The organism is Vulcanithermus mediatlanticus (genome assembly GCF_055385885.1).
On the sequence record NZ_AP042385.1, the window covers coordinates 1,215,478 to 1,233,145 of the forward strand.

General features: G+C 66.7%; 15 protein-coding genes, 1 tRNA gene and 1 rRNA gene. 4 read left to right on the forward strand and 13 right to left on the reverse strand.

Going from position 1 to position 17,668, the window contains the following annotated elements; all coding sequences use genetic code 11:
- Positions 1–69: 69 nt before the first annotated feature.
- Both rrf and ACZ5BT_RS07195 read left to right on the forward strand, forming a co-directional pair.
- Positions 70–186 (forward strand): 5S ribosomal RNA (gene rrf / locus ACZ5BT_RS07190).
- 10 nt (positions 187–196) lie between these two features.
- A tRNA-Gly gene (locus tag ACZ5BT_RS07195) sits at positions 197–272 on the forward strand.
- Between the two features lie 73 nt (positions 273–345).
- Here ACZ5BT_RS07195 and ACZ5BT_RS07200 read toward each other — a convergent pair.
- Genes ACZ5BT_RS07200 through ACZ5BT_RS07220 form a run of 5 tightly spaced genes read right to left on the reverse strand, consistent with a single transcriptional unit; the run spans position 346 to position 4,322 of the window.
- Positions 346–558: a hypothetical protein gene (locus ACZ5BT_RS07200; protein WP_464883926.1), complete on the reverse strand. Its 213-nt coding sequence runs from the start codon at positions 556–558 to the stop codon at positions 346–348.
- Between the two features lie 5 nt (positions 559–563).
- Positions 564–1,730: an alanyl-tRNA editing protein gene (locus tag ACZ5BT_RS07205; protein ID WP_464883927.1), complete on the reverse strand. Its 1,167-nt coding sequence runs from the start codon at positions 1,728–1,730 to the stop codon at positions 564–566.
- Positions 1,731–1,735: 5 nt separating this feature from the next.
- A complete protein-coding gene (locus ACZ5BT_RS07210; protein WP_464883928.1) occupies positions 1,736–2,005 on the reverse strand; it encodes a FeoC-like transcriptional regulator in 270 nt (89 codons plus the stop codon).
- Positions 2,002–4,095: a ferrous iron transport protein B gene (feoB, locus tag ACZ5BT_RS07215; protein WP_464883929.1), complete on the reverse strand. Its 2,094-nt coding sequence runs from the start codon at positions 4,093–4,095 to the stop codon at positions 2,002–2,004. The genes ACZ5BT_RS07210 and feoB overlap by 4 nt, the downstream gene beginning before the upstream one ends.
- Positions 4,095–4,322 (reverse strand): FeoA family protein, encoded by a 228-nt coding sequence (locus tag ACZ5BT_RS07220; RefSeq protein WP_464883930.1) that lies wholly within the window; start codon positions 4,320–4,322, stop codon positions 4,095–4,097. Before ACZ5BT_RS07220 ends, feoB begins: the two co-directional genes overlap by 1 nt.
- Before the next feature lie 430 nt (positions 4,323–4,752).
- Between ACZ5BT_RS07220 and ACZ5BT_RS07225 the strand changes: the two genes are divergently transcribed.
- Complete coding sequence (locus ACZ5BT_RS07225) at positions 4,753–5,976, forward strand: DUF11 domain-containing protein (protein WP_464883931.1); 1,224 nt, start codon at positions 4,753–4,755, stop codon at positions 5,974–5,976.
- A gap of 101 nt (positions 5,977–6,077) precedes the next feature.
- Positions 6,078–6,350 carry a MarR family transcriptional regulator gene (locus ACZ5BT_RS07230; protein ID WP_464883932.1) on the forward strand — a complete coding sequence of 91 codons (273 nt, stop codon included), beginning with the start codon at positions 6,078–6,080 and terminating at the stop codon, positions 6,348–6,350.
- Between the two features lie 42 nt (positions 6,351–6,392).
- Here the strand turns inward: ACZ5BT_RS07230 and ACZ5BT_RS07235 are convergent, their stop codons facing one another.
- From ACZ5BT_RS07235 to purL, 8 genes are all read right to left on the reverse strand, one after another.
- Complete coding sequence (locus ACZ5BT_RS07235) at positions 6,393–8,009, reverse strand: long-chain fatty acid--CoA ligase (RefSeq protein ID WP_464883933.1); 1,617 nt, start codon at positions 8,007–8,009, stop codon at positions 6,393–6,395.
- A 77-nt stretch (positions 8,010–8,086) separates the two neighbouring features.
- Positions 8,087–8,689 carry a phosphoribosylglycinamide formyltransferase gene (gene purN, locus ACZ5BT_RS07240; protein WP_464883934.1) on the reverse strand — a complete coding sequence of 201 codons (603 nt, stop codon included), beginning with the start codon at positions 8,687–8,689 and terminating at the stop codon, positions 8,087–8,089.
- Positions 8,686–9,708: a phosphoribosylformylglycinamidine cyclo-ligase gene (purM, locus tag ACZ5BT_RS07245; protein WP_464883935.1), complete on the reverse strand. Its 1,023-nt coding sequence runs from the start codon at positions 9,706–9,708 to the stop codon at positions 8,686–8,688. The genes purN and purM overlap by 4 nt, the downstream gene beginning before the upstream one ends.
- The gene (gene purD, locus ACZ5BT_RS07250; RefSeq protein WP_464883936.1) at positions 9,684–10,997 is read right to left on the reverse strand and encodes a phosphoribosylamine--glycine ligase; all 1,314 of its coding nucleotides are present in this window, start codon (positions 10,995–10,997) and stop codon (positions 9,684–9,686) included. The genes purM and purD overlap by 25 nt, the downstream gene beginning before the upstream one ends.
- Positions 10,994–12,430, reverse strand: coding sequence for an amidophosphoribosyltransferase (purF, locus tag ACZ5BT_RS07255; RefSeq protein WP_464885793.1), 1,437 nt, complete (start codon positions 12,428–12,430; stop codon positions 10,994–10,996). The genes purD and purF overlap by 4 nt, the downstream gene beginning before the upstream one ends.
- A 16-nt stretch (positions 12,431–12,446) precedes the next feature.
- Entirely contained in the window at positions 12,447–12,935 is a 489-nt protein-coding gene (locus ACZ5BT_RS07260; RefSeq protein WP_464883937.1) for an AIR carboxylase family protein, read from the reverse strand.
- On the reverse strand, positions 12,928–13,902 hold the full coding sequence (locus tag ACZ5BT_RS07265; RefSeq protein ID WP_464883938.1) for a phosphoribosylaminoimidazolesuccinocarboxamide synthase: 975 nt from the start codon (positions 13,900–13,902) through the stop codon (positions 12,928–12,930). Before ACZ5BT_RS07265 ends, ACZ5BT_RS07260 begins: the two co-directional genes overlap by 8 nt.
- 12 nt (positions 13,903–13,914) lie before the next feature.
- Complete coding sequence (gene purL, locus ACZ5BT_RS07270) at positions 13,915–17,646, reverse strand: phosphoribosylformylglycinamidine synthase subunit PurL (RefSeq protein ID WP_464883939.1); 3,732 nt, start codon at positions 17,644–17,646, stop codon at positions 13,915–13,917.
- Positions 17,647–17,668: the final 22 nt, after the last annotated feature.

The window sequence follows — 17,668 nt, forward strand, 5'->3', positions numbered from 1 at the left end:
AGCACTCAAGGGTAAGCTCTGCCCGCTTATGGTCTCCGGAGGCATTTGAAAGGGAGAAAGGGAGACACCCCCCGTGCCCAGAGCGGCGTGGAACCACCCGTACCCATACCGAACACGGAAGTGAAACGCGCCAGCGCCGATGGTACTGGACGGGCGACCGTCTGGGAGAGTAGGTCGGTGCGGGGGGTTTTTGATTGCGGGAGTAGCTCAGTTGGTAGAGCATCTGCTTGCCATGCAGAGGGTCGCGGGTTCGAGTCCCGTCTCCCGCTCCAAAGCCGCCCCCCGGGATTCCCGGGGGGCTTTCCCTTTCCCTACCTCAGGTGGGACCGGAAAAAGGCCAGGGCTTCAGATCCGTTCCCAGTGGCTCACAGCCATGGCCTGGAGCACGATCCGTTTGCCATCTTCTCCCACCAGGTCGTAGTAGGTGTCGAGCATGCCGTTATCGTAGTCGTCGTAGATGCGTACGCCAAAAACGAGAAAATAGCGCCGGGCCTGAGGGTCGCGCAGCCGGTCACCGGGTTTTAAGTTCTGGGCTTCTTCGAGGAGTTCGGACGCCATATCTTCTAGCTTCCTTGATCTGGAGCCAGCGTTTGTAAGGCGTCCTTCAGTTTCTCGAGGTCGATCACGCCTTGATAGCGTTCCTTGCCCCCGCCCCGGGCGCCGAGGGCACGGAGGCGTTCCCAGATGGTTTTGAGATTCTCGGGGCGGTCAGGGTGCTTGACCAGCAGCAGGCGGGCCTTGGGTGGTTGGGGTGAGGCGAGCAGCGCGAGCGTCCCTGGCCGGGTTGCGAGGCGCTTGCCCAGTTCGTTCAGAACTTCGAGCGGAACTTCGGCGGCGATGGTTTGGCCGTGAGCTGCCAGCTTGGCTTCAATCAACTCGGCGAGTGTTTCCCTGAGCTTTAAGGCCTCCCCCCGGGCTTCGAAGCGTTCGCGCTCGAGCTTTTCCACCCGGGCGGGGACCTCGAGGGGCTGCGATGAAAACTTGAGGGCCAGCGATTTCAGCGCCTCGTGTTTTGCTGCGTAGTCCTCGAGCGCTTCCCATCCGGCAACGGCGTAGACGCGGGTGGTGTTCTTTTTGCCCCGTTCGAAACCGAGGATCTTGATGGGTCCGGCTTCGGCGGTGCGCCGCAGGTGGGTTCCACCGCAAGGGGCAAGGTCCCAGTCTTCGATCTCCACCACCCGCACCGTCCCCCGCACTTTGGGCAGGCGCCGCAAGGGCAGAAGGGGGACTTGGCTTTCCTCGACCAAGCGGGCCCGGATTTCGAGATTGGCGTAGACCGCCCAGTTGGCGAGCGCCTCGGCCCGTTTGATCACCGCTTCGTCGGGTGGCAGGTCGAAGTCGATGGTGAAGACGGGGTTTTTGAGGCTGACGGCCACGGTGTTCCACCGCCCGGCCCGGAGAAACGCCTGGGAGAGGATGTGCTGGGCGGTGTGGCGCTGCATGTGCCGGTAGCGACGGGGCCAGTCGATTTTTCCCCGAACGCGGGTCCCTGCCGCCAGGGGGCGGTCGACAACGTGGACGATGGCCTCACCGTGTTTCGTCGGCTCGAAGACATCGAGAACCCTCGCCTCGCCGAGGGTCCCCGTGTCGTGGAGCTGGCCTCCGGAAGTGGGGTAGAAGAGGGTGTGGTCCAGGATGGCGAAGTGCTTGCCCTCCGCGTGCCAGGCCTCGAGGACCGTGGCTTCGAACTCGCTCTGGTAGGGGTTTTCCCAGTAGCTTCGCCGGGTCACGGCCTTTAGTTTACGGCGCGCCGCTCCTTTTCGGTCAGCCGCCAGGTGGTGGGCGCGGCTGCCGGCGCGAAGGCGGCCGGGCACAGACTTCGGATGGCGCACGAAGCGCAACTGGGTGGACAGTGGGGGGAGCCCTCATAGGCCCGGACGACGTAGCCCTTGGCCTCGAGGACCTCGAGCATCGCCACCAGGGTGCCTGGTTCGACGCCCAGCCGCTCGGCCAGGGTGTTCACCCGGGCGGGGCGGGATAGGGCGCGCAAGAGCTGCTTGGTCATGCCAAGATCCGGTAGGCGAGAAAGGCCAGCAGGTAGGCCAGCGTAAGCTGGTAGGCCACCGAGATGAGCATCCAGCGTCGGCCGAACTCCTGGCGGAGGGCGGAGAGGGTGGCCACGCAGGGGGTGTAGAGCAGGACGTAGACGAGAAAGGCTGATGCCGCGGCCGGGCTCAGGACCGACTGGAGCGAAGCCGAGAGCGGGCTTGGAGCGACGGTGGGGCCGGGGAGCTGCAGGGAAAGGCCGACCAGGGCGGGCAGGGCGGCGAGGGTCTGGCGAATGGCCTCGAGCAGGGCGCCGGCGAGGGTGGCCAGTCCCGTAAGCCAGCCCACAGCGTCCGGCGCTTGGGCGCCGAGGAACCCCAGCCCCAGCGCGCCGACGACGACCTCCTTCGCCACGAAACCGGGAATCAGGGCCCCGACCACCCGCCAGTCGCTGAGCCCCAGCGGCGCGAAAAGCGTACCGAGGCCTCGGGAGACCGTCGCGTAAAGGCTGCGGTCGAGGGAGCCGGGCGGGAAGTGCAAAAGCGCCCAGATCAGCATGACCGCGACCAGGATCGGTCCGGTGGCGCCGGTGACAAAGCGCATGGTTCTCGATTTGGCCTGACGCCACAGAACGTCCGCCCGGGGCCATCGGTACGGCGGAAGCTCCATGACGCCGGTGCTGGGGTCGGCCTTGAGGAGGCGTCCGAGGAGCCAGGCGGTGGCGAGGCCCACCGCGAGCCCGAGGAGGTAGAGCCCGAAGACGACCAGGGCGGCGTTTTGGGGGAAGAATATGGCGGCGAAGAGGACGAAAACCGGGAGCCGGGCGCTGCAGGACATGAAGGGAATCGCAAGCGCGGTGCGCACCCGGTCGGTCCAGGCCTCGAGGGTGCGGGTGGCATACACCGCGGGCACATTGCAGCCAAAGCCGAGGACCATGGGGATAAAGGCGCGGCCCGGCAGCCCGGCGGCGTGCATGAGCCGGTCAGCGATGAAGGCGGCCCGGGCCATGAAGCCGCTGGCCTCGAGGAACCCCATGGCCAGGTAGAGGAAAAAGAGGACCGGGGTGAAGGCCAGCACGGTGCCGACGCCCCCCACCAGCGCCTCGGCCAAAAAGCTGGCGAGGAGGACGGGCAGCGGCAGCGCCTCGATCCAGCCGGCAAGAACGGCTTGCGCGGTTCCGATGAAGCCGACCCAGGGGGCGCTCAGGGAAAAGGTGAAACGGAAAACGAGGAGCATGCCCAGGAGGAAAAAGATCGGACCCAACCAGGGGTGCAGGACCAAGCGATCGATGCGATTGGTGACACTCCGAACGGGCCGCCGGCCCTTGAGCGTTTTTTCGAACAGGGCCCGTGCCAGGCCAAAGCGGGCACCGGTGATCTCAATGAAGGGGTCGACGCCCTCGGCCAACAGGGCGGCGCGACGTTCTTCGGCCTGGTGCGCGTGCTCGGGGTCTGTGGGCAGGTCCTCGCCGGCCAAGAGCGCCAGCGCGATCCACCGCCCTTCTGGCCGCTGGATGGTGGCGGTGAGCGCCTCGATCGCGGCTTCGATGGCCGGGGGATAGCGCGTGAGGGGCCGGGGGGATTTGGCGCTCATGGCGAGGTCGATCAGATCCTCGAGGCCCTGACCGCGGCTGGCCACCGTGGGGCGAACCGGAACCCCGAGCTCGGTCTCGAGGGCCCGTGGGTCGATGTCGTACCCCTTTGCCTTGGCCTCGTCGATCATGTTGAGGGCCACCACCACCGGGTGGCCGAGCTCGAGAAGTTCGAGCAGCAGGGGGAGGTTGCGTTCGAGGTTGCCCGCGTCGAGCACTGCGATGATGGCGTCGGGGGGGTCTTGGAGCAAGGCGTCGCGGGCAATCTGCTCTTCCGGTGTGGTGGAAAAGAGGCTGTAGGTTCCGGGCAAGTCGACGAGGGTGAGTGTCTGGCCAGCGTGGATGAGCTCGGCCTCGAGGCGCTCGACGGTCGTCCCCGCCCAGTTGCCGACACTGAGATCGCTGCCGGCCAGGGCATTGATGAGGGTGCTCTTGCCGGTGTTGGGGTTGCCGACCAGGGCGATGGTGTAGGTTTTAGATCTCGTTTGAACCGCGGCATCGCAACGCGGGCAGCCCATCACTCGACCTCGAGGTAAACCTTTTGGGCTTCGGTGGACCGCAGGGCAAGAAGGCTTTCCCCGGCCTGGACCTCGAGGGGACCCCCGAACGGTGCCCGCCGGACCAGCCGGATGGCGAGGCCGGGGCGAAGGCCAAGGGCGTAGAGGCGGCGCAACAGACTGGCTGGTGCCACCACCCGTCGCACCAGCCCGCCGTCACCGGGGTTGAGATCGGAAAGCCGCCGCATCGGTGACGATTCTAAATGGGTGACGCAAATCCCGTCAATACAGGTCGGAATAATAAAATATAGCAATAAGAACGATTCTTGTTGTATGTAGCTTAAGTTGTCGTAGCTGGAGATAAGCCAAGAAATCGACTTTGTAATTCCTAATGGTCAAATATCACACGGCTGAAAGTTGGTATCAGTTGGAATAATTCCGGTGGGGTGCGTATCCATTTCCCCACCAACATGGAGGTGAAAAGGGATGAACAGAAAGGCTTGGCTTACGGGCCTCGTGTTAGCATTAGGTACTATTCTCTCTGCTTGCAATACCCAGCAGACCGCAGTTTCACCAAGCCCGTCCAAGGGAACGATCCAGGTCGAGCTCGCGTTCCCGACGCAAAAAGTCGGAGGTGTTTCCGCTTCAGGGGTACCTTGGGGGGCGACCGAGGCTCAGGTGACGATCCGCGATTCTTCGGGCAGCCTCATCACCACCCTGCAACTCACGCCGAACAATCCCAGTGCGAGCGCGACGGTGCCGGTGGGGACCACGCTCAGTTTCGAAACCTCGGTCTTCGGTACCGATTATTCGAACAGTAAAGTCGAGATCGCCTGGGGGCAGCAGTCGGCGACGGTCCAGGATGGTGACACCGTCAACCTGAGCGTGAAGGGCATCATCAGCTCAATTTCCATCACTCCGAGCACGGGGAATATCGTCGCCGGGGGCACGAAAAGCCTTTACGTGTACGCGTATTCCCCAGGCATCGGCGGTAATGTCGGGCCCGGCGACTACACGATCACCTGTAGTGCGACCGGCGGGACCTGCACCACGAGCGGTGCCGGCGTGAGCGTCACCGCCGATCCTACGGTTACGAGTGTGACCGTGGACGTGACCGTGACCGGTCTCGACGCGAGCCACAACACGGCGCAGTTTACCGACAGCGCGACCTTCACCGTGGTTCAACCTTCCTCGGTGGCCGATATTGGTCTTAGCGCCAGCGTCGATAACCTTGGGCCGAATCCCGGTGACACGGTGACCCTCACCCTGACCGCGACCAACCTTGGTCCGATCGATATGAGTGCGGTATCGGTGAACACGACGCTTCCCACCGGCTTGACATTGCAAACGGTGACCACCACCGCGGGGACCTATGACCAAACCACCGGTGTGTGGAGCGTTGGGACGCTCGCGCCGGGAAGCAGCGTGACCCTCACCGTGACCGCCACCGTCGGCGCTAACACTTCCGGTCAGACCCTGACCTTCACCGCGACCCTCGACACCACCGCGGTCTCGCCGGCCGATACCAATGCGAGCAACGACAGCGCCAGCGTGAACCTCTACGTTGGCCAGACGACGGGAACGGTTTCGGTGAGCGGGGATCTTTCACCGCCCTGGTGCTTTTTCCAGGATCCGACGCAAAATTCCACGGTGAATATCGGAACCTCGGTCCCCATCAGAATTAACGCGTATGATTCCACGGACGCAGCCAGTGCTTTGACGGTCGACGTGTACCTCGGGGGCGACCTCATCGGTTCGGCGGTTTACAACGCGAACCAATCCGCGTTCGAGTTGAGCTGGACGCCCACGGTCAGCCAGTGGGGTGATCAGGTCCTGGTGGCCAAGGTGAGTGACCCGGCTGGAAATAGCGATAGCTGCAACTTGTACGTGACCGTCCAGTAAGCCCGAGGTTTTCACGCTTGACCAAGGGCGGCCCGCTCGGTGCCGCCCTTCGGTCTTTTTCAGGTGGCGGTAATTCGGAGTTGAAAGTAAAATACCCCCAAATGCCGAGGCGAGGTGGAAGGCCCCCCAAGTTCAGGCCGGAGCCCTTCGAGGGCTTGCCCTGTACCGCGAAGCTTCTCTGGTACTTTCTCCGCGATCACGCCGGAGAACCCTACTCCATCCGCGCGTTAGCGGAGCGTCTGGGCGTGACCACGGCCAGCGTTCAAAAGGCTTTAAGGGCTTTGCTGGCGCGGGGGTTGGTTGAGGCCCTCGAGGCCCCCTCGGGCTCAAGGCCGGGCCGGTACCGGGCGACGAGCGGTCGTAGACAGACGTGAGCGCCCCGGATTCGCATCCGGGGCGCAGGCGCGAGGGGTGGCTCAGGCCTCCCACTTCCAGTCTTTGAACTGTTCGCGGAGCTTGGCTTTGAGGAACTTCCCCGCCGAGGTTCGGGGGATCGCTTCCACGAAGACGATGGCCTCGGGGATCCACCACTTGGCGAATTTGGGCGCGAGGTATTCTTTGAGCTCTTCCGGGGTCACGCTGGCGCCTTCTCGCAAGACCACGGCCGCGAGCGGCCGCTCGCCCCATTTGGGGTGCGGCACGGCGATGACTGCCGCTTCTTTCACCGCCGGGTGGCCCATGAGGGCGTTTTCCAGCTGGACCGAGCTGATCCACTCGCCCCCCGATTTCACCAGGTCCTTGGTGCGGTCGACGATCTCCATGTACCCCTCGGGGTCGATGGTGACTACGTCGCCAGTCTTGAACCAGCCGTCCTCGGTCCACTTGTCCTGGCCCTCGGGGAGGTCGTAGTAGCTGGCCGCCACCCAGGGGCCGCGGACCTGGAGCTCGCCCATCGTCTTGCCGTCCCAGGGGATCTCCCCGGCTTCGTTCCAGCCCCGAATTTCAAAGAGCGGGACCGGCAGGCCCTGTTTCGCCCGGTAGCGGTACTGCTCGTCCTCGGGCCACTCGAGCATGTAGCTCTTGAGGTAGCTGGCGGTGCCGAGGGGGGTGGTCTCGGTCATGCCCCAGGCGTGGAGGATGCGCAGGTTGTGGCGGTCGAAGGCGCGGATCAGCGCTTCCGGTGCGGCGGAGCCGCCGACGACCATGCGCAGGCCGGGGGTGAGTTTCCAGCGGCCGGGGTTTTTTTCCAGGGCCTCGAGGATCCCAAGCCAGATGGTGGGCACCCCGGCGGATACGGTGACCTTTTCCTGCTCGTAGAGGTCGAGGAGGCTTACGGGGTCGAGGTGGGGGCCGGGGAAGACCTGCTTGGTGCCGGTCATGGTGGCGGTGAAGGGCAGGCCCCAGGCGTTGACGTGGAACATGGGGACCACCGGCACCATGATGTCGTTTTGCGAGAGGTTCAGAGCGTCGGGCATGGCCGAGACCAGCGAGTGCAGGATGATGGCGCGGTGGGAGTAGACCACGCCTTTGGGCTTGCCGGTGGTGCCCGAGGTATAGCACATGCCGAGGGCCTGGTTTTCAGCGATCGCCGGCGGGGTAAAATCTTCGGGTTCGGGGGCGATGAGCTGCTCGTAGTCGATGAAGCCGTCGGGCACGGGCTTTCCGGTGAGCGGGACCACGATGACCTTTTCGACCTCGACCTGGGGCGCGACCTTCTCCCAAAGCGGTAGGAGGACGTCGTCGATGATGATGAAGCGATCACCGGCGTGGTTGATGATGTAGGCGAGGTCCGAGGGGTGCAGCCTCAGGTTCAGGGTGTGGAGCACGCCGCCGGTGATGGGGATGCCGAAGTAGGCCTCGAGGTGGGCGTAGTGGTTCCACATCAGCGTGCCCACGCGCTCGCCTTCGCGAAGTCCGAGCCGGACCAGGGCGTTGGCCAGCTTTTTGGCCCGCTTGGCGAAGTCGCCGTAGGTGTAGCGATGCAGCGACTTGTCGGGCATGCGGCTCACCACTTCGACCTTGGAAAAGAGTTTTTCCGATCTTTCGAGGATGTGCGGAAGCGTGAGTGGATAATCCATCATCTGGCCTTGCATAGATCCCTCCTTAAGGGTTGACGCTTTCAGTATAGCCGCGCCTGGCAAGAACCAGGGGCCCGTTTTGCTTTTTCGCTTCAGACGGAGGGCTCAAGGCCCAACGCCTTGGCAATCGCTTTCACCAGCAGCCGGTGTTCGACCGCGTGCACCCGGGCCTCGAAGGCCTCGAGGTCGTCGCCGGCTTCGATGGGGACCGCCTCGCTTATGATCACCGGTCCGGCGTCGAGTTCGGGGGTCACGTAGTGCACCATCACGCCGCCGCTTTCCACCTCGCCGCGGCGAAAGGCTTCGTAACTCCGGGCGATGGCGTTGGTGCCGGGGAACGCCCCGGGCAGGGCCGGGTGGAGGTTGATGACCCGCCCCGGAAAGCGGTCGAGGAAGGCGGGGGTGAGGATGCGCATCCAGCCGGCGAGGACCACGAGGTCGGGCCGGGCCAGGGCCACGTATTCGGCGAGCTCGGCGTCGTAGCGTTCCCGCGGCACCCCCTTTGGTTTCGGGAAGTAAAGGGCCGGGACCCTGGCCTTTTGGGCGCGCCCGAGCGCCCCGCTCGCTTTGTCCGAGACCACGAGCACGACCTCGGCCCCGAGCCGCCCCGAGGCGGTGGCGTCGAGGACGGCCTGGAGGTTGGTGCCCTGGCCCGAGGCCATGACCACCAGACGAGGCAAGCCTTGGCGGCTCATGGGGCGTCGTCGACCCCCTCGACGATGACCTCGCCCTCGGCAATCGTGCCCACCGGGCGGGCTTCAGGGAGTTCTGCAAGCGCTTTTGGAGCATCTTCCGGGGCGAAGATGAGGAGCATGCCCAGACCCATGTTGAAAACGTGGAACATCTCCCGGTCGGGGACATCGCCACGTTGCTGGATGAGGGCGAAGATCGCCGGTTCTTCCCAGCGACCCCTTTGGATCCGGGCGCCGAGCCCGGGGGGAAGGGCCCGGGGTAGGTTGCCGTAAACCCCGCCGCCGGTGATGTGGGCGAGGGATTTGGGGCGGAGGCCCGAGCTCTCCAGTCGGTTGATCTCGTCGAGGTAGACGCGGTGCACCGCCAGCAGCGCCTCTCCAATGCTCTGACCTGAGAGATCGTCGCGAGGGGTCTCCCAGTCGAGCCCCTCGAGGGCCTTGCGGGCCAGCGAATAGCCGTTGGTGTGGAGGCCGGAGGCGGGGAGGGCGATCACCACGTCACCCACGCGTACCCGCCCTGGGTCGGGAATGGCCTCGCGCTCGGCGATGCCCACCATCGTCCCCACCAGATCGACCGCCCCTTCACGGTAGACGCCGGGCATCTCGGCGGTCTCGCCCCCGAGCAAAACCGCCCCCACCCGCTTGCAGGCCCGCGCGACCCCGAGCACCGCCTCGGCGTGTCGGTCGGGTTCGAGCCTGGCGGTGGCCAGGTAGTCGAGGAAGAAAAGCGGTTTGGCCCCGACGGAGAGGAGGTCGTTGGTCGCGTGGTGCACCAGGTCCTCGCCCAGGGTGTCGAAGCGGCCGACGCGCTCGGCGACCAGGGTTTTGGTGCCCACGCCGTCGGTGGTGGCGGCCAGGACCGGGTGATGCATGCGGGCGAGGCGTTTGGCGTCGAACAGGCCGCCAAAGGCCCCGACCCCGGCCAGGACCTCTTCGGTATGCGTGGCCAAAACGGCCGCCTTGATGGTCTCAACAAAGGCCTCGCCCGCCTCGAGGCTTACCCCTGCGCGTTCGTAGTCCACGACTTCCCTCCGCCTGTGACGCCGATATCGCGGCGGTAGTGCATGCCTTCAAAATGGATGGCCGAGAGCGCGCTGTAGGCGGCTTCCCTGGCCTCGCTGAGGGTCGCGCCCAGAGCGGTTACGGCCAGAACGCGGCCGCCACTCGTGACCCACCCGTCATTTTGGCGTTCGGTGCCGGCATGGAAGACGAGGGCCCGGCCCTGGGCGGCTCCCAGGCCTTCGATGGGGCGCCCTTTGGGGTAGGGGCCGGGGTAGCCTTCGGAGGCGGCTACCACGCTGAGGGCGTAACCGGGTTTCACCCGAACGGCTTCCGGGTTCAGCTGCCCCTCGGCGGCGCTCTCGAAGAGGGCGTAGAGGTCGCCCTCGAGGAGGGGGAGCACGGCCTGGGCTTCGGGGTCGCCCAATCGGACGTTGAATTCGAGCACCTTTGGCCCTTCGGGGGTGAGTTTGAGTCCGGCGTAGAGGATGCCGGTAAAGGGCGTGCCCCGATCTTCAAGGGCCTTGAAGACGGGGAAGAAGATTTCGTCTTTGACCCGATCGATGAGCCCCGGGTCGATGCCGGGCACCGGGGCGAAGGCCCCCATGCCACCGGTGTTCGGGCCCAGGTCGCCGTCGAAGACGCGCTTGTGATCCCGGGCCGGCGGGAAGAAAAAGGCCCTTTTCCCGTCGGTGAGCGCGAAGACGGAGAGTTCGGGCCCTTCGAGGAATTCCTCGATCACCACCGTTTGCCCCGCGGGGCCGAAGCGTTCCTCGAGCATCAGGGCCTCCAGAAAGCGGAGGGCTTCGTCGCGGTCGTCGGTCACCAGCACCCCTTTGCCGGCGGCGAGACCGCTGGCCTTGACCACCACCGGCAGGGGGTGGGCCTTGAGGTGCTCGCGGGCGGGTTCGAAGGCGTCGAAGGTGGCAAATCCAGCGGTGGGCACCCCGGCCTCGGCCATCAGTGCCTTGGCGAAGGCCTTCGAGGCCTCGAGCGCCGCAGCGTTTTTTGCCGGGCCGAGGATCTTGAGGCCCAGGGCACGGAAACGGTCGACGACGCCGGCGGCGAGCGGGGCCTCCGGTCCCACCACCGTCAGATCGATTCCCGCTTTCAGCGCGTATTCGGCCAGGCGATCGATATCGTCGGCGGCGATCGGTACCCGGCGGGCTTCGGCCCGGCCGGATGCGTTCGGCCAGGCGGTGCCCCCGTTGCCCGGGGCCACGTCGACGCGCTCGACCTGGGGCGAGCGGGCGAGCGCCCAGGCCAGGGCGTGCTCGCGCCCGCCGCTGCCGATGACGAGTACTTTCTTCATCCTTCCCCCCATACGCCTTCAAAGATCCGTTTTTCGCGGTCGACTTCGAAGAGCCAAGGTGGAATGGGCAAGGGGTAGTCACCGGAGAAACAGGCCGTGCAGTGGCCGGATTCGCCGACCGCCCGAAGGAGGCCATCGAGGCTCAAATAGGCCAGCGAGTCGGCCCCGATGCGCGCCCGGATGGCCTCGAGGCTCTGGTTATGGGCGATCAACTCGTCGTAGGTGGCCATGTCGAGCCCCATGAAGCAGGGGTGCCGCACCGGCGGCGAGGCCACCCGCACGTGGACTTCGGCCGCGCCGGCGTCGCGGAGGAGGCGGACCAGGGGTCCGGCGGTGTTGCCGCGAACGATCGAGTCGTCGACCAGCACCACGCGCTTGCCCTCGAGGTTGGCCGCCAGGGGGCTGTACTTGAGGCGCACGGCGTTTTTCCTCAGTGCGTCGTCGGGCTGGATGAAGGTGCGGCCGATGTAACGGTTCTTGATCAGGCCCTCGCTGTAGGGGAGTCCCAGGGCGTGGGCGTAGCCGATGGCTTGGGGGATGGCCGAGTCGGGCACCCCGATCACGATGTCGGCGTCGGCCGGTGCTTCGCGCGCGAGCTCGGCGCCCAGACGCTGGCGGATGAGGTGGACGGTTCGGCCCTCGAGCCGGCTGTCGGGCCGGGCGAAGTAGACGTATTCGAAGATGCAAAGGGCAGGGTTTTTGGGCGGGTGACCGACGAAGCTGGTAGGGCCCTGGGCGTCGATGCGAACGATTTCGCCGGGCTGAACTTCCCTGAGGTAGCGGGCCCCAACGGTGACCAGCGCCGCGGACTCGGAGGCGGCCACGAACCCGCCGTCCTCGAGGGCCCCGAGCACCAGCGGGCGAAAGCCCCTGGGGTCGCGCACGGCGTAGACGGCGCTTCGGGTGAGGAGGACCAGCGAATAGGCCCCTTCCGCCCGCCGCATCAGGGCCCGGATGCGGTCGACCCAGGGATCGCTCCCTTCTTCGGCCTCGCCCCAGCTCTCGGCCGAGGCGGCCAGGAACTGCACGATCACCTCGCTGTCGCTGGTCGAGGAGAGTCCCACCCCCCGGCGCAGGAGCTCGCGCCTGAGTGTGGCGGCGTTGGTGAGGTTGCCGTTGTGGGCCACCGCCAGCGGCCCGTGCAGGGTTTCGATGAGGTAGGGCTGGGCGTTGCGCACGTGGGAGTCGCCGGTGGTGGAGTAGCGGTTGTGGCCGATGGCGATCTCGCCCTTGAGCTGACCCAGGTTTTCCTCGTTGAAGACCTGCGCCACCAGACCCATGTCCTTGACCAAATAGGCGGCCCGGCCGTCGCTGGTGGCGATGCCGGCGCTCTCCTGGCCCCGGTGCTGGAGGGCGTAGAGGCCGAAAAAGGCCAGGCGGGCCGCCTCCCTGCCCGGCGCCACCACGCCGATGACGCCGCAGGCCTCGTGCATCCCGGTGGGCTTCACCTCAGGGCCCCTCCCTCAGGGCGCGGTTGGCCTTCAGGACCTTTTCTCTGGCCTTTTGCTGCTCGGCGCTGACCCGATCGCCGAGGGCGTGGCTCGCGAGCGAGAGCATCTTGGCCGCGAGCAGCGCTGCGGCCTCGGGCTCGAGCACCACGGCGGGCGCGACGCCCGAGGGCATGCGGAGCGACGAGAAGATGTCGGCGCCCCCGAAGGCCTGGCTGAGCGGGGGCACGGCGATGACCGGAGCCCGGACCTGGGCGTCGACCATGCCGGAGAGGGCGTTCGATCTTCCGGCGATGGTGATGTAGACCTTGGGCGAGGGGTCGGCCTCGAGCTCATCGAGAACCGCCAGCAACTCGCGCGGGGTCTTGTGAGCACTCAAGATGTGCATCTCGGCCTCCAGGCCGAATTCGGTGAGCTTGGCCCGGACCTTTTCGGCGTGTGGCAGGTCGCTCGCCGAGCCCATGAGGATGATGACCCGAGCTTTAGCCACGGCCTTCCTCCTTAAGCCGCTTGACCTCGTTCAGCACCGCCGCCTGGATTCGCTCGTGGGCCGGTTCGGGTGCGGGCGCAAACGTTTTGCCGGTGAGTCGCTCGTAGGTTTCGATGTAGCGCTCGGCGACCTCGGCGGCCAGCGTTTCCGGCAGGGCTGGGGGGTCGCCGTCGCCGCGGTAGCCCCGCTCGGCGTACCAGGTGCGCAAAAACTCCTTGTCCATCGGCACTGGCGTTTTGTCGTGCTCGTAGGGTTCGGCGAGCCAAAAGCGGCTGGAGTCGGGGGTGTGGATCTCGTCGATGAGGACCAGCTCGCCGTCGATGAGGCCGAACTCGTATTTGGTGTCAACCAGGATGAGCCCGGCTTCCCGGGCCAGGTGCTGGCCCCGGGAAAAGAGGGCCAGGGCCCGGGTTTCGATCTCTTCCCAAAGGGCTTTGGGGAGGATGCCACGCTCGATGATCTCCTCCCTGGTGAGGCGTTCGTCGTGGCCCCCCGGCCCGCCTTTGGTGGTGGGGGTGATGATGGGGCTCGGCAAGGGGTCGTTCTTTTCCAACCCCTCGGGGAGGGGAATGCCGTAGGGGCGGCGTTCGCCTTGCTGGTAGAGGTACCACAGCGAGGTCTTGGTGCTCCCGGTGATGTAACCGCGGACGATAACCTCCACCGGGAGCGCCTTGGCCTTCTTGACCGTCTGCACGTTGGCGTCGGGAACGCGGACCAGGTGGTTTTGGATGATGTCCCGGGTTTGCTCGAACCACCAGGCCGAGAGCTGGTTCAGGACCTGCCCTTTAAAGGGAATCAGGCCCAGCACCCGGTCGAAGGCCGAGATGCGGTCGGTGGTGATGAGGATCAGGTGATCGCCGACCTCGTAGGCGTCGCGCACCTTGCCTCGCACCGGAGGCCCGAGTTCGGGCACCTCGACGCCCGAAACCGCGTGTGGTATGGCCGATAGAATCGCTTCCCTCGTCATCTTTTCCCCCTTTTATGCCCGCCGCACACCGGCGATGAACAACCAAAGTCCGCTGCCGCCGTGCTCGCCACGGCGGAATCTCGGGTGCTGCCAGGGGAAGGCGTGGTTTTCCGGATGGGGCATCAGCCCGAGGACGTTGCCCGCGGGGTTGGTGAGCCCAGCGAGATCGAGCTCGGAACCGTTGGGGTTTTCCGGATACGCCGAGCCGCTATAGCGCAGCGCCACCAGCCCCTCGCGTTCGATGCGTTCGCGAACGTCCCGGGTCTTGGCCATGAAGCGGCCCTCGCCGTGGGCCACCGGCGCCGCGATGGGTCCGGGAAGGCCCTGCACGAAGAGGCTCGGCGAGTTGGAATTGGGCAGGAGGACCGTCCAGCGCGTTTCGAATTTGCCCGAGGCGTTGGCGGTGAGGGTGACCGAGCGTTCGCCCGCAAAACCGGGCAGGATGCCGGCTTTGACCAGGGCCTGGAAGCCGTTGCAGATTCCGAGCACCGGCCGGCCTTCTCGGACGAAGCGGTCGAGGTCTTGGCGCAGCCTGGTGGCAAGATCGAGCGCCCACACCGTCCCCGCCCCCAGGTCGTCGCCGTAGGTAAAGCCCCCGGGCAGGATCAGAAAGTCGTAGGCCAAAAGGCGCTTTTCGCCGCGCTCGAGGTCGCGCACGCTCACGATCTCGGCCTCGGCACCGGCGAGCTCCGCCGCGAGCAGGGCGTCGTGATCGCGGTTGGTGCCCCGGGCGTGGAGGATGAGGGCCCGGGGTTTTCGCGTTTTGACCGGCGGTGCGGGGTAGGTGGTTTTGGTCGCCGGGGGCGTCCGCTTGACCTCGCCCCGCCAGGCGGCCTCGAGGGCCGAGACCGAAAGGCGTACGATCGCGTCGCCGCTTTGCCCCAAAACGGTGAGCAAACCGTCGGCGGTCACCTCGCCGATTCGGGCCAGGGGGACACCCTCCATGAGGGTCTGCACGGCGTGCTGGTGCTCCGGCGCGACCTCGAGGAGAAAGCGCGACAGCGACTCGGAAAAGAGTAGTTCGAGGTCGGAAAGGTCGCCTTCTCGCGGCACCTTGGCCAGATCCACGCGGGCCCCGAGGCGGCCGGCGATGGCCATCTCGGCCAGGGCCACCCCGAGCCCCCCTTCCGAGAGGTCGTGCGCCGAGGCGATGAGGCCCTCGCGAATCGCCCGGTAAAGGGCGCGCATCCACCGCGGCCCCTTGGGCTCGGGGGCCGGCGGCTCGCCGGACTCGGGGCCCTCTTGGCCCAGCCACCAGGCCAGGTGGCTCCCCCCGAGCTCGGCCCGGGTGAGGCCCAGCAGGTAAAGCCCGTTGCCCGGAGCCTTGAGGTCGAGGCCCAGGCACTTTTGGGGATCCTCGAGCACCGAGATGGCCGAGATCACCAGCGTTCCCGGGATGGCGTGGCGTTTACCGTCGGCCCCGAGATACTCGTTGTTGAGGCTGTCCTTTCCCGAGATGTAGGGGGCTTCGAAGGCCAGGGCCGCCGCATAGGCGCCTTGGGTGGCGCGGACCAGCGCCCCCAGGCGGTCCTCGAGCAGGGGATTGCCCCAGCTGAAGTTGTCGAGCAGGGCCACCCGCTCAGGGTCGGCGCCGACGGCGACCAGGTTGCGCACCGCTTCATCCACCGCGGCCCAGGCCATCCGGTAGGGGTCGAGCTCGCCGTAGGTGGGCGCCAGCCCCACCGCCAAGGCCACGCCAGGCCCGCCTTGGCGCTGGCGCTCCCGGGGAATGATCACCGCGGCGTCGGCGGGGCCGTGATCGGCGGCGCCCACCAGCGGCTTGCCCACCGTACCCCCCTGCACTTCGTGGTCGTAGCGGCGGATGACGTCCTCGCGGCTTTGGATGTTGGGGTGCGCGAGCAGGCCGAGGAGCGCTCGTTCGGGTTCGACCTCGGGGGGCTGGCGGCGACCGCCTTTTGGGGGTGGACGCCAGCGGGCTCGCATGACCTTTCTCGGCATCCCGGAAAAGAGGAAGTCGAGGTCGAGATCGCCGACGATCTGGCCGCGGTGGCGGATGCGGAGCCGGCCCGTGGCCTCGAAGCGGCCGATGGCGCTGGCCTCGACTCCAAAACGCCCGGCCAGGGCCTCGAGCTCAGGCCAAAGTTCGGGGGGGACCGCCAGCACCATCCGCTCCTGGGCCTCGGAGAGCCAGATTTCCCAGGGGGCAAGGCCGGGGTATTTGAGCGGGACCCGCTCGAGTTCGACCGTCGCGCCGATCCCCCGTGCCATCTCGCCCACGGCGCTCGAAAGCCCCCCGGCGCCGCAGTCGGTGATCGCGTGGTAGAGCCGCCGGTCGCGCGCGGCGATGACGAAGTCCATCACCTGCTTTTCTTCGATGGGATGGCCGATCTGCACCGCGCTTCCGGCGACCTCGCCGGTCTCGGCGTCCATCTCCATGCTGGAGAACGTGGCCCCGCCGAGGCCGTCGCGTCCGGTCTTTCCCCCGACGAGGACGATGAGGTCCCCGGGGCTAGGCTGGGTGGGGTGGCTGCCGTGGGGCAGGATGCCCAGGCAGCCCGCGTACACCAGGGGGTTGGCCAGGTAGCCGGGGTGGAAGAAGATTCCCCCGGCCACGGTGGGAATGCCCATCTTGTTGCCGTAGTCTTCGATGCCGTGCACCACCCCCTCGAAGATGCGCCGGGGGTGAAGGCTGCCGGCGGGAACCGCGCTGGGCTCGGTTTCCAGGGGACCGAAAAAGAGGATGTCGGTATTGGCGATCGGCCGGGCGCTCACCCCGAGGACGTCGCGGATCACCCCGCCCACACCGGTGTTCGCCCCGCCGAAGGGTTCGAGGGCCGAGGGGTGATTGTGGGTCTCGACCTTGAACGCCAGGTCGAGCTCGTCGTCGAGGGCAACGATGCCGGCGTTGTCCTCGATGGCCGAACGCACCCAGGGCTTGGCCAGACGGGCGTTGACCGCCTTGATGTAGGTGCGTAAAAGGCCGTCGATGGTCTGGTGCTGGGGCGGGGCCCAGGGGTTTGGGCCCGGAGGCGGGCCGTCGTAGTCGATGCGGGCGCGAAAGGTCTTGTGGGCGCAGTGCTCGCTCCAGGTCTGGGCGATGGTCTCCAGTTCGAGCTCGCTGGGGTCGCGCCCTTCGCCCTCAAAGTAGGCCTGGATCGCCTCCATCTCGGCGAGGTCGAGGGCCAACCGCCGGTGCTGGCTCAGGGCAAGAAGGGCGTTTTCGTCGAGGCTGCGCAGCGCGACGGTGCGGTTTTCAGCCCCTTGGTTCGCCGCGAGCACGAAGGGGGGTGGCGCGGCCCGGTTGACGTAGGCGTGCTCGATAACCGGGTTGGAAAGGATCTTCGTGGCCAGGGCTTTAAGGCTTTCGGGAGAGAGCGTGCCCCAGAGGAGGTAGCGGCGTCCGGTGGCGACCTTGGTGAGGGGCACGCCCACGCGCCCGGCGACCTCGAGGAGGGTGCTGGCCACGGGGTCGAACACCCCGGGGTGCAGCGTGACGTCGACGTAGGCGTCGGCGTCGATGGGCGCTGGCCCTTCAGGCAAGAGGCGGGCCCGCTCCACCACCGGCTCGGCGACCAGTTCGGCGAGCAGCGCCGCTGCCCGCGGTGGATCGAGCGTGGCCTCGAGGAAAAAGAGACGCCGCGCTTCCAGTCTCTCTAGGCCGGTGAGTCCCGAGGTCCGGGCCGCTCGCAGCAGCCGCTCGGCCTCGGGATCCGCGCCCGCGCTTCGCGTCACCTCGATCACGAAGCGGCGCGGGGGGGATTTTCGCGCTTGCTGCTCTTCCATCGTGTCCCGCCAGCCGTGCCAG

Bases quoted from the DNA above. Each gene is read 5' to 3' on its own strand.
- ACZ5BT_RS07200 (WP_464883926.1), bottom strand. From the start codon at position 558: ATGGCGTCCGAACTCCTCGAAGAAGCCCAGAACTTAAAACCCGGTGAC.
- ACZ5BT_RS07210 (WP_464883928.1), bottom strand. From the start codon at position 2,005: ATGACCAAGCAGCTCTTGCGCGCCCTATCCCGCCCCGCCCGGGTGAAC.
- feoB (WP_464883929.1), bottom strand. From the start codon at position 4,095: ATGGGCTGCCCGCGTTGCGATGCCGCGGTTCAAACGAGATCTAAAACC.
- ACZ5BT_RS07220 (WP_464883930.1), bottom strand. From the start codon at position 4,322: ATGCGGCGGCTTTCCGATCTCAACCCCGGTGACGGCGGGCTGGTGCGA.
- ACZ5BT_RS07230 (WP_464883932.1), top strand. From the start codon at position 6,078: ATGCCGAGGCGAGGTGGAAGGCCCCCCAAGTTCAGGCCGGAGCCCTTC.
- ACZ5BT_RS07235 (WP_464883933.1), bottom strand. From the start codon at position 8,009: ATGCAAGGCCAGATGATGGATTATCCACTCACGCTTCCGCACATCCTC.
- purN (WP_464883934.1), bottom strand. From the start codon at position 8,689: ATGAGCCGCCAAGGCTTGCCTCGTCTGGTGGTCATGGCCTCGGGCCAG.
- purD (WP_464883936.1), bottom strand. From the start codon at position 10,997: ATGAAGAAAGTACTCGTCATCGGCAGCGGCGGGCGCGAGCACGCCCTG.
- purF (WP_464885793.1), bottom strand. From the start codon at position 12,430: ATGCACGAGGCCTGCGGCGTCATCGGCGTGGTGGCGCCGGGCAGGGAG.
- ACZ5BT_RS07265 (WP_464883938.1), bottom strand. From the start codon at position 13,902: ATGACGAGGGAAGCGATTCTATCGGCCATACCACACGCGGTTTCGGGC.
- purL (WP_464883939.1), bottom strand. From the start codon at position 17,646: ATGGAAGAGCAGCAAGCGCGAAAATCCCCCCCGCGCCGCTTCGTGATC.